The sequence below is a fragment of the Bacillus sp. 7884-1 genome (genome assembly GCF_002272245.1).
Classification (GTDB): Bacteria; Bacillota; Bacilli; order Bacillales; family Cytobacillaceae; genus Neobacillus.
Genome location: NZ_NPDD01000238.1, coordinates 1 through 9,799, shown reverse-complemented (window position 1 = coordinate 9,799; position 9,799 = coordinate 1). Strand labels below are relative to the sequence as shown.

Annotated in this window: 11 protein-coding genes and 1 pseudogene; 7 read left to right on the top strand and 5 right to left on the bottom strand. The window is 38.5% G+C overall.

The genetic code is table 11. The annotated features are described in order from the left end of the window. The first annotated feature begins 119 nt into the window (after window positions 1-119). The 5 genes and pseudogenes from CHI06_RS25725 to CHI06_RS25705 all read left to right on the top strand — a co-directional run. The gene (locus CHI06_RS25725) at window positions 120-1,037 is read left to right on the top strand and encodes an ATP-binding cassette domain-containing protein (RefSeq protein WP_095251501.1); all 918 of its coding nucleotides are present in this window, start codon (window positions 120-122) and stop codon (window positions 1,035-1,037) included. Further along, a complete protein-coding gene (locus tag CHI06_RS25720; protein ID WP_095251500.1) occupies window positions 1,030-1,809 on the top strand; it encodes an ABC transporter permease in 780 nt (259 codons plus the stop codon). The genes CHI06_RS25725 and CHI06_RS25720 overlap by 8 nt, the downstream gene beginning before the upstream one ends. Before the next feature lie 10 nt (window positions 1,810-1,819). Then, window positions 1,820-2,491: a response regulator transcription factor gene (locus CHI06_RS25715; protein ID WP_095251499.1), complete on the top strand. Its 672-nt coding sequence runs from the start codon at window positions 1,820-1,822 to the stop codon at window positions 2,489-2,491. Window positions 2,492-2,510: 19 nt separating this feature from the next. Beyond that, window positions 2,511-3,419 carry a sensor histidine kinase gene (locus tag CHI06_RS25710; protein WP_095251498.1) on the top strand — a complete coding sequence of 303 codons (909 nt, stop codon included), beginning with the start codon at window positions 2,511-2,513 and terminating at the stop codon, window positions 3,417-3,419. 53 nt (window positions 3,420-3,472) lie between these two features. Continuing rightward, window positions 3,473-3,751, top strand: a pseudogene (locus tag CHI06_RS25705) (hypothetical protein); the annotation flags it as partial. 267 nt (window positions 3,752-4,018) lie between these two features. On the opposite strand, the gene CHI06_RS25700 reads toward CHI06_RS25705, so the two are convergent. Further along, the gene (locus CHI06_RS25700) at window positions 4,019-4,981 is read right to left on the bottom strand and encodes a helix-turn-helix transcriptional regulator (RefSeq protein WP_095251497.1); all 963 of its coding nucleotides are present in this window, start codon (window positions 4,979-4,981) and stop codon (window positions 4,019-4,021) included. Window positions 4,982-5,097: 116 nt separating this feature from the next. Here CHI06_RS25700 and CHI06_RS25695 point away from each other — a divergent pair, with 116 nt between their 5' ends. Then, window positions 5,098-5,577, top strand: coding sequence for a GyrI-like domain-containing protein (locus CHI06_RS25695; RefSeq protein WP_095251496.1), 480 nt, complete (start codon window positions 5,098-5,100; stop codon window positions 5,575-5,577). Window positions 5,578-5,598: 21 nt separating this feature from the next. After that, a complete protein-coding gene (locus tag CHI06_RS25690; protein WP_095251495.1) occupies window positions 5,599-6,066 on the top strand; it encodes a phage tail protein in 468 nt (155 codons plus the stop codon). A gap of 147 nt (window positions 6,067-6,213) precedes the next feature. Here CHI06_RS25690 and CHI06_RS25685 read toward each other — a convergent pair whose 3' ends face one another. The 4 genes from CHI06_RS25685 to CHI06_RS25665 form a co-directional block, all read right to left on the bottom strand. Next, window positions 6,214-6,711 (bottom strand): DoxX family membrane protein, encoded by a 498-nt coding sequence (locus CHI06_RS25685; RefSeq protein WP_095251494.1) that lies wholly within the window; start codon window positions 6,709-6,711, stop codon window positions 6,214-6,216. A 333-nt stretch (window positions 6,712-7,044) separates the two neighbouring features. Then, a complete protein-coding gene (locus CHI06_RS25680) occupies window positions 7,045-7,542 on the bottom strand; it encodes an LURP-one-related/scramblase family protein (RefSeq protein WP_095251493.1) in 498 nt (165 codons plus the stop codon). A 629-nt stretch (window positions 7,543-8,171) separates the two neighbouring features. After that, window positions 8,172-9,008, bottom strand: a complete 837-nt coding sequence (locus tag CHI06_RS25670; RefSeq protein ID WP_095251502.1) for an aldo/keto reductase — start codon at window positions 9,006-9,008, stop codon at window positions 8,172-8,174. Between the two features lie 71 nt (window positions 9,009-9,079). After that, window positions 9,080-9,724, bottom strand: coding sequence for a bifunctional 4-hydroxy-2-oxoglutarate aldolase/2-dehydro-3-deoxy-phosphogluconate aldolase (locus CHI06_RS25665; protein WP_095251491.1), 645 nt, complete (start codon window positions 9,722-9,724; stop codon window positions 9,080-9,082). Between the last annotated feature and the right edge of the window lie 75 nt (window positions 9,725-9,799).

Genomic DNA, 9,799 nt, shown 5'->3' with positions numbered 1-9,799 from the left:
GAACCGTCCCCATGGTCCGCCCATGGTCCGGTCTTTACACTTTTTTTATACTTTCCTAGTTTGATTCTTTATATCTTCTACTTATACTAAGTTCATCAGTATCGAAGGGATGATTAATAATGTCTGAAACGATTCTTAAGGCAGCGAATATTTCAAAATTATATAGTAAGCATAAAGCTCTTGATAAAGTATCTATTGAAATTAAGCGCGGGATGATTTACGGCTTAATCGGCGAGAATGGCGCAGGAAAATCGACATTTATGCGCGTCATTATGGGGTTAATCACCATTGACGAAGGGAATATCGAACTGTTTGGGGAAACCGGCTCAAAGGGATTGCAGCATGCTCGAAGAAAAATGGGACAATCGATTGAGACGCCTGCCCTTTATCCAGAATTAACAGCTCGTGATAATCTGCGGGTACAAGCGGCAAACGGTGGTGTAAGCGAACGAGAGATTGATGATTTACTGCATATGATGAACCTAAGTCATACAGGAAAAAAGAAAGCAAAAAACTTCTCCTTAGGAATGCGCCAGCGCTTAGCCATTGCCTCTACCCTTATTACAAACCCTGAGTTTTTAATCTTAGACGAGCCGACCAACGGTCTTGATCCGTCAGGGATTGTGGAAATGCGTGAGATAATACAACGCTTGGTATCAGAGCGAGGAATCACAGTCTTACTTTCCAGTCACTTGCTTGATGAGCTTTCACAGGTTGCTACCCATTACGGTATTTTGCATCAGGGAAAACTAATCCGTGAACTTTCAAAAGAAGAGCTGGCACGTGAAAGTCGCCAATACATTGAATTAGAAACAGCGGAGGTCCAAAAAGCCGTCGTTGTACTAGACGAATTAGGGATAAGGGATTATGAAGTCATCAATGGGACTGGCATCAACATTTTCGAACGATTAGATGACGTTGCTGCTATCAACCGTTCGTTAGTGTTAGCTAATGTGAACGTTTCGCGAATTGGCACAACTAGACAAAAACTTGAAGATTATTTCTTGCAATTAACAGGAGGAACCCCCCGTGCTTAATCTATTAACAGCTGAAAAAATTAAATTATTTCGGACTAAGAAAATATGGATTGTCCTAGGGATTTTATCCTTTCTTCCTATCTATCAAGCCGCTAATAGCAGATTGGCCGTCCATTATGGAACGAAACTTGTCCAAGCAGTCGACACCGTTATCAATGGAGCAACAGGAATATTAATGATTGAAAAGAATGGATTAACCATTTTACTTGTGATGAGTGCTTTTATTAGTTTCTTTATTGGGGAAGAATTTCAACATGGAACGATTCGAAATGCGTTATCAATAGGCCGAAGCCGCACGCATTTTTATCTGTCAAAGTTAGTGATTGCTTCCCTCCTTTCCCTCTTTGGTCTCATCGTCATGACAGCCATCGGCATAGTCAGCTTTTCAGTTGTTTTTGGCTTTGGTAATGTGGCAGGGATTAGCGATTACGTTAGCTTTGCGATCCAATCATTTAGTACTCTATATTTATTAATTTTGGCAAATGTATCCATCTATGTCATGATTAGCTTTCTAACGAAAAACAGCGCCACCTCCCTTATCTGGAGTTTTCTCTATACCATTGGGACAGGTTTTGGTGCTGGTGTCTTCCTGCAAACCAAACATTTTAAGCAGGTCACCTTCTGGTTTACAGAATCATTCTTGTTCTATTCAGATTTTGCAAAGAGTACAGATATCGCAAAATTTCCTGAGATGGTATTGGTCAGTCTCATTACCATCGTATTATCATCCGTAGTAGGAATCTTACTGTTTAAACGAACAGATATAAAGTAGGTCGGTAGATATGGCAGCGATATTAATCATTGAAGACGATATGGCAATTCATTCTCTCATCAAAGAAGCATTAGATTTAGGTGGTTTTCAAACCCTAAGTGCTTATTCAGGGACTGAGGGGAAATTGCTATTTGAACAAAACCAGATAGATTTAATTCTCTTAGATTTGATGCTTCCAGGGATGAATGGAGAAGAATTCCTTCAAGAAATTCGGCAGAATTCTGGTGTTCCCATAATGGTGATTTCAGCAAAAAGTGATCAAAAGTCGAAGTTAGAGCTTTTGACGAATGGTGCAGATGATTACATCACAAAACCTTTTGATGTGAAGGAACTCCTTGCACGAATACAGATTCAATTACGTCATTCCACAAAGGCTTCAATCAGTGATAGAAAAGAAATTCATTACAAAAACATCAGCATGAATTTAGACACGCGTGAAGTTAAGATCAATGACGAAGCACTCCATCTTACTGGACGTGAATTCGCCATACTCCTGCTATTCCTAGAAAATCCACAAAAAGTATTCAGTCGTGCCAATATCTATGAAAGTGTTTGGAATGAACCATACTTTGATAGTGATAAAACGATTAACATGCACATCAGTAATTTACGAAATAAGCTTAACACAGGTGATACAAACTATATTAAAACCGTATGGGGCATAGGCTTCAAATTTGATTAACGAAAGGAGCGTGAATGTTATGTGGGTATGGATATTTGTCTTCCTAGCATTTGCGCTTCTTCTCTATATCTCCTTCTTAAAGAGAGAAATAAGCAAATTGAAACAGAAGGTAAAGGAAATCCCAAACACTTCTAGCTTTGGCAGCAGGCTATTTCTTCAATTTCGCGAGAAGACATTGATGGATTTAGTAGATGAATTGAATCAAATGATCGATGCATTCGAAGAAAAAAATCGCCAGGCAAAACAGATGGAAGAGAACGTAAAGCTATCAATCGCTGGTCTCTCTCATGACTTAAGGACACCTCTCACGTCCATCAACGGATACGTTCAACTCTTACATGCTGCTACGGATGAAAGGAAGAGAGCGCACTATCTCAAGGTGATCGAACACTCCGTGAAACGTCTGTTGGAAATGACCGACCAATTTTATGATTTAGCACGGATGGAAACAAATCAGAAAGAAATAGACTTATCTTCGATTTCTCTCCCCAACTTAGTAGAAGAAATCTTCTTGTCCTTTTATGAACAGTTGGAGGAAAAGAAAATTGATCTCCAATTTCCCGAACAAATACAGGACAGACATATTATTGCTGACAAATTAATGCTTGTACGTGTGTTCCAAAATATCGTTCAAAATATCCTTCGTTACGCTAAAAGTAAAGCAGTAATCAGCTACGGCAGTGAAGGAGACTATTTTATTTTAAGCGTAACAAATGACATCAAACCAGATAGTACAGTCGCCATTGAAAAAGTGTTTATGCGTTTCTATTCGGAAATCTCCAGCAGGACGAATACGGAAGCTAGCGGGTTGGGTCTTTATCTCTCTAATAAGCTGGTGGAGAAAATGAACGGGAAAATGGTTGCAGAATTGAATGATAATTGGTTTAGTCTGAAGATCTACCTTCCTATCAATAGAACTCATACGTAAATGTCCTTCATTCATTCGATGAAGGACAAATTATTGGCCTTTATTAACCCCGGGTAGGATCAGTTTATTCACAAGTAGAACCTTCTATGGCTTTTCAATTTGGTCTACCCTTATTATTAGTTAGGGAAGAAGATACTGACGCAAATAATGGAATTTGGGCTGGAGGAATTGCCCCACTCAACGTCTTTATAGTTTGGCATTCTGAAACTCAAACTGTTGATCAATTCTTTAGCACTGCTGAATGGAGATCGGCCTTTGAAAATTGGAGTGCACAAGTAAGAAATGCTTTTTATATTCAGACAGAGCCTAAGTTCAAGTACAGATGTGATTGATAAACTGGTATTTTAGCATCAAGTCGAAAATATACAAAGCTTTGTTCACCTTATTTTCGACTTATTTACATAAAATCAAATATTTCCATTTGGTTACCAAAAACAAAAAGATTTACTTCATTAAGAAACTTCCTTTAATGAAAGCGATTCACCAGTTGAAAGAAGTGTCAAGAACAGTGAATAGTTCTTTAAAACTTTCACTAAAAGTAAATTTGTGTTTACTGATGATACGGCTCACCGTAACAAATATAGTGTAACTGGCATTGCTTATGGGCAGAATAAGCTTAATCTCTTTTCTAGACCTTCGTAAACTTCTACTGGCATTTCCTTGACCTTGATATCTTCACCGAGGAAAAGCAGCCAATTTGTTATTTCAGTCATTTCTTCGGGATTATTGACATTGATAAAAGTCTTTAGAATGGCTGTGGCTTGGTAAGGATTCGTGTAGGAAATGGATAATTTTAGAGGGTGGTATTTTTTAAACTGGGCAATCGCTTTAGGTCCAAGCTCAAGGTAAAGGTTGATTACTTCATTCTGCTTACTTAGTTTTTCTAGAATTTTTTTCTTACTCCATCTTTTGTTCGTTGGGCAGGGTTTGACATTGGTGAGATTGTCGACTTGAAAAATCTGCTTCTTTTCTTCCTTTATGTCAAAGCCTTCAATCAGCCAAAGGCTTTTTTCACGATAAAGGTTCAAGAGATAAATAGGATAGGATTTTATTACATTCTCCTCTTTAATGGTAATTATTAAATATCGATCCAAAAGAAGGATTTGGATGAGTTTTTCTAACATCGGATGTGGGAGGTCTGAAAGATCAAGCAGGTCAGGATTATTCGGGTTGGTCCCTTCAAATAGCAAGATTTGATTTAAAAGAACGAGGTCATCTTGCTGGTTTACTGAGATGAGACCTAGTAACTTTTCAGCTAAAGACTGACGACTTTTAAGATAGGGAAGCTGTTGGTTTCTTGTGGCCATAAAGGCAATAAAAAGGGCTTTGACCTCATTATCGGTAAAGCGAACATCAGGCAGGACAGAGTTGTGCATGACAAAGTAGCCCCCATCCCTTCCAACTTCAGCAACAAGCGGCATCCCCATGGCTTCAATTTCTCTGATGTCTCTAATAGCGGTCGAACGAGAAATATTAAATTCTTGCATGATTTCTGAAATGGTAAAGTGGGACCGGTTGTTGATATATCGCATGATGATATTAATCCGTTCAACCTTTTTCATTCAGCTACGCACCTCCTAAACAGTATCACTTTTTGACATGATTTAAGGCTATTATAAACTTATCAGATGAAAAGACAAATCATTTGAATCATTTTAAAAAAAGGAAGGTTTTGAATATGGCAAATTATAATTTAGTGGAAAAAGATAGCTTTACCGTTTTAGGTTTTGGAACTGAGCTTAAGAGCGACTACACAGACTATGCTGGCATAACCAAAGAAAAAGCAGACTTTTGGCATTCTGTCGAACAAGATGGAACGCTTGAAACTTTAAAAGCTGTAGCCACAAACGACTACATTTTTGCCGTGAACGAAGCGGTGAATAACAAGATGATGCATTATGCTGGGGTCATGACAGAAAAATCCTTACCAGAAGCAACAAGATTGATCCAATTTCCAAAAGGGGAATACCTCGTTGTGAAAGGGGAAGCGGGAAGTTCTGAAGAGTTGAGTAATATACTAACTGGCATTGCCTTTGGCCAAGCCTTGCCAGAAGCAGCGGATGTTGCCTATGTTGGCGGCCCAAATGCATCGGTTGAGATGGGGCAGCGCGATGGCTTAGTCTTTGGTGAAATGTGGATTCCGGTTGTTAGGAAATAATGAAATATAAGGAGGGTGGAAATGTCCTATACCGTTGATTTTAAGACTGTTTCTACGGTTGGTTTAGAATCTTCACCAATAGCAGATGCACTTGCTGGTTTACGTGCGAATGAAGCTCGTTACTTTATGAACAAATACAAGCATGAATTTACGGTTGTACCAGCGAGCGAAAGCCAGGAAACCCTTGATTATGTGAACCAAATTTTGAAAAAAGAACGGGATATTGAGTTTGCGGCCAAGCCTTTAGAAACGTCGCGCTTCCAAGTGGAAAATATCAATTGGACCTACGTCTTTTATGAAGATGGTCTTGAGGTCAACGTCCTTTATACGATTGATGGCCCTAAGCCGAAGCGTGCCGTTGGTTTTAAGCTTTCTGAGGGTATGGAGGTACCAAAGGAGTTAGAAGGGAAGTTTAAGTTTGCTAGGCAGAAATCTAAACTAGCTGGAACCATTCGGGGCTCGTATTTTGTCATTAAAGGAGAATATTAAAGGAAGCTAAAGCAATGTTCATTTAGGTATTCAAATAACAAAACAGCACTTCTCTATCAAAAAAGAGTGAGTGCTGTTAGTTTTATTTGCAAAGACCTCATTTACTAATGGTACAGTTCACCGCATCTATTGAAGTAGTGCTATCATTCAATTTGCAGCATACTTCTTTTTGGCAGAAATGTGTTTTTTTACATATGGGAAAACAACTCTATCTAGACCGTAGTAATACCTCCCTTTTCCAATAAATATTAGAATCATTGCTACTGCGAAAAGCTTTGAATCTGGGCCGGATAACCCAACCCCCGCCATAATAAAGTTAAAATTCATAAAGGCACCAGCCATTAAGGCCGGAATGGTCACTAACCCTAAAATTAATCCTAAGCCAACAAGGAATTCTCCCCAAGGAATAAGGATGTTAAAAAACTCTATATTGGGTAACGCAAATCCTTCGAGGAATCCGGCATACCAACCTGGAACGGTAGGATGATCTCCTCTTGCATTCGCGATTGCGCCTTGTAAAAATCCACTTACTTCAAACCCAGAACTTATTTTATAATAACCTGCTTCAATCCATTGAAGTCCTAACCAAATTCGTAATATAGTCCAAATGATTGCCATTTTAGTTCCATTTATATGTTTTTTCATAATGAGTTTCTCCCCTTATTTGTGAATCACTTCACAAGAATCATTAAATTTTTTTGAATATGCTGCAGCTTTTTATGTAATATTTCACTTATATTTCTACACGTAACTACTTATTTCTTAATTATCTTCTCAAATAATCCGAATCTTGTCATGATATTCTGTCTCCTTTAATTTTTATAAGCTTATTTTAACGAGCCAAATCATCGATTAACTTGATTTAGGTCAATATTAGGACGTTGTTTTAGCTTAAATATAAATGTCCTTCATCCACTGGATGAAGGACAAATTCTGGTTTATGATAACCCGTTAGCCTTTACTATTTACACTTCGACATTAAGTTGTCGCTGCTGAAGAAGCAGCGGCCTGATCGGCCTTCACACAATCAATGGCAACAACGAGTGCAATCATAATGGTTTCCATCTCTTCGTTCAATATTTGAACCTTGTAGCTATCTCCCCAAGTGAACCATTCCTTGCTCACTTGACCTACGACTTCACCATGCTGTACTACCTGGAAATCCATATCCCACCAATTACCCTGTACTTCAATGTCTGCACCATCAATCGTATAGCGTGCTTTTAAAAAGGAAAACTCCTTCTTAATCGTGAATACCTCTCGACCATTCACCTCGACAAAAAACTTCGGTAAAAAGCTGAACGCCTTTTTCGTAACGAGTGCTACTTCATCTCTTGTTGTATTCATAATGGAGAAAGTCTTTGGAATTTGCATAAAACTTCCTTCCACGTAATATACATCCTTCTCCTGCTGATCCTTTACTGTGAATTTGCCACTAAGACTGAATACCTTCTGCTTTATATAAAGTTGCTTCATATTATGCCTCCCCTTTGTGTAGCATTATACTAATAAACAGACTATTTCAACATTATCATCGCTTTATTAATGGTATCATATATAATGATAAAAAGTGTGACATGATTTCTATCCGAAAGGGCGTATAAATTTGCTGATTATCATTAGTTTTTTGGTGTTGGCTGTACTCGGTGGATTCATCATTATAAAAGCAAGTGGGATAATTATTTTTATTGGTTTTCTCTTTGGATTAGCGGTCATACATTTGGGGATTTGGAAAAAGAATGTCCTGGTGACCATACTGGGAGTAGTAATTATGGTAGTTTCTTTCCTATTACCTGGTCTAATGTTTTTCAACTATTAATATTGGGTAAAACCTTACAGTCATGATGGAGGAAAAACGTAAAATTCTAGGACATAAAAAATGAAGCACGAGAACCTTCCTCGTGCTTCATTTCATTAGGCTGTTTTCGCAACAATTACTGTTAAAATCTTAAAGCCGATTTTAACGTGGAAATAGTTATTTTGCGCCTTTGAATTTAGTTTGCAAGCTCTTTTCTTAATTAAATATATGCTGTTTTCTTCTAAAACACAGCATAACCATTAATTTCTGTTACAAAAAGCATCAATGTTTAAGAAAAGAGCTCTAATTAAAAACCAACACTCATTGTGTCTGGATGTGATCCTGCACGACTGTCTTGATTTAATCCATCGATTTTTTCCATATCCTCTGAGGATAATTCAAAATCAAAAACGTTTGAGTTATCAATAATTCGTTGTTCTTTGACAGACTTTGGAATCGTAATGACCCCATGTTGTAGATCCCAGCGCAAGATAACCTGTGCAACAGATTTATTATATTTATGAGCGATTTCTTCAAGAATAGGATGATTTAGAAGTTGTCCTTGTTTCAACGGCGACCACGCTTCCAGTTGAATCCCTTCGTTTTTACAAAATGCCAGCAGCTCTTTTTGTGTTAAATGTGGATGAAACTCTACCTGGTTGACCATCGGTTTAATTTCGGCAGAAGCGATTAAATCCTCTAAATGGTGAACCTGAAAGTTACAGACGCCAATGGCACGCACACGCCCTTGTTTGTAAAGCTCCTCAAAAGCCTTCCATGTCTCTTTATATTTATCTTTCCCAGGCCAGTGAATTAAATAAAGATCCAAGTAATCGAGCCCAAGCTTGTCAAGACTGGTTTCGAAGGCTTGTAAGGTAGATTCATAGCCTTGATCGGCATTCCAAAGCTTTGTCGTAATAAACAAGTCTTCACGGGGAACACCCGATTCTCGAATGGCTTGTCCCACACCTTCTTCATTCTTATAAAAAGAGGCGGTGTCGATACTAGTGTATCCATTCCTTATTCCAGCCTTTACAGCCTGGATAACCTCTTCCCCGTCAGTTACTTTAAAAACGCCTAATCCCATCCATGGCATTTTCACACCATTATGTAAAGTAGTCGTGTCCTTTAAATTCGTTGGCATCATATTTTTTCCTCCTTAATAATACTTGCATCCCAAGTTTTTTACTAAAAGTGGGCCAGGAGAACCGTCCCCTAGTCCCTCGCAGCTCTGACTTTAGCAATATACTGCTTTGCATATTCGGTGATTTTTTCGTATTCTCCTGTTTTGGCTGGTGCTACTAGGTTGCCGCCTACTCCAACTGCGACACATCCATTTTTGATCCATTGTTCAACGTTATCTAAGTCCACGCCGCCAGTTGGCATGATATTTACTTGTGGAAGCGGTGCTTTTACGGACTTGACAAATTCAGGACCGAATGCATTTCCAGGGAACAATTTAACGATATCCACTCCTGCTTCTAGTGCACGTTTGATCTCAGTGATGGTCATGCAGCCTGGCATATATGGCACTTGATAGAGATTACATAGCTTTGCTGTTTCCTCATCAAAGGCAGGACTCACAACGAACTCTGCTCCTGCTAGAATCGCAATTCTGGCTGTGGTAGAATCAAGAACCGTTCCTGCTCCAATTACTACATTACTATGGTCCTTATACAAAGAAGCTAATTCTTTAATTACTTCATCAGCGCCTTGCACGGTAAAAGTAACCTCAATTCCTTGAATACCGCCTCTAACACAGGCTTCGGAAATCTTAACGGCCTCTTCCTTTGAATCTGCCCTGACAACCGCAACAACTCCACATTCTGTCACTTTCGATAAAATATTTAATTTTTTCATCATGTCCATCCTTTCTGCTAATCCATTTTTTTAAATTTGGCTATGTTAAAGCTTATTATTGATTTTGGCACACTG

Coding starts and splice junctions, on each gene's coding strand:
- CHI06_RS25685 (WP_095251494.1), bottom strand. CDS start 6,711: ATGAAAAAACATATAAATGGAACTAAAATGGCAATCATTTGGACTATA.
- CHI06_RS25715 (WP_095251499.1), top strand. CDS start 1,820: ATGGCAGCGATATTAATCATTGAAGACGATATGGCAATTCATTCTCTC.
- CHI06_RS25710 (WP_095251498.1), top strand. CDS start 2,511: ATGTGGGTATGGATATTTGTCTTCCTAGCATTTGCGCTTCTTCTCTAT.
- CHI06_RS25690 (WP_095251495.1), top strand. CDS start 5,599: ATGTCCTATACCGTTGATTTTAAGACTGTTTCTACGGTTGGTTTAGAA.
- CHI06_RS25665 (WP_095251491.1), bottom strand. CDS start 9,724: ATGAAAAAATTAAATATTTTATCGAAAGTGACAGAATGTGGAGTTGTT.
- CHI06_RS25700 (WP_095251497.1), bottom strand. CDS start 4,981: ATGAAAAAGGTTGAACGGATTAATATCATCATGCGATATATCAACAAC.
- CHI06_RS25680 (WP_095251493.1), bottom strand. CDS start 7,542: ATGAAGCAACTTTATATAAAGCAGAAGGTATTCAGTCTTAGTGGCAAA.
- CHI06_RS25725 (WP_095251501.1), top strand. CDS start 120: ATGTCTGAAACGATTCTTAAGGCAGCGAATATTTCAAAATTATATAGT.
- CHI06_RS25695 (WP_095251496.1), top strand. CDS start 5,098: ATGGCAAATTATAATTTAGTGGAAAAAGATAGCTTTACCGTTTTAGGT.
- CHI06_RS25670 (WP_095251502.1), bottom strand. CDS start 9,008: ATGCCAACGAATTTAAAGGACACGACTACTTTACATAATGGTGTGAAA.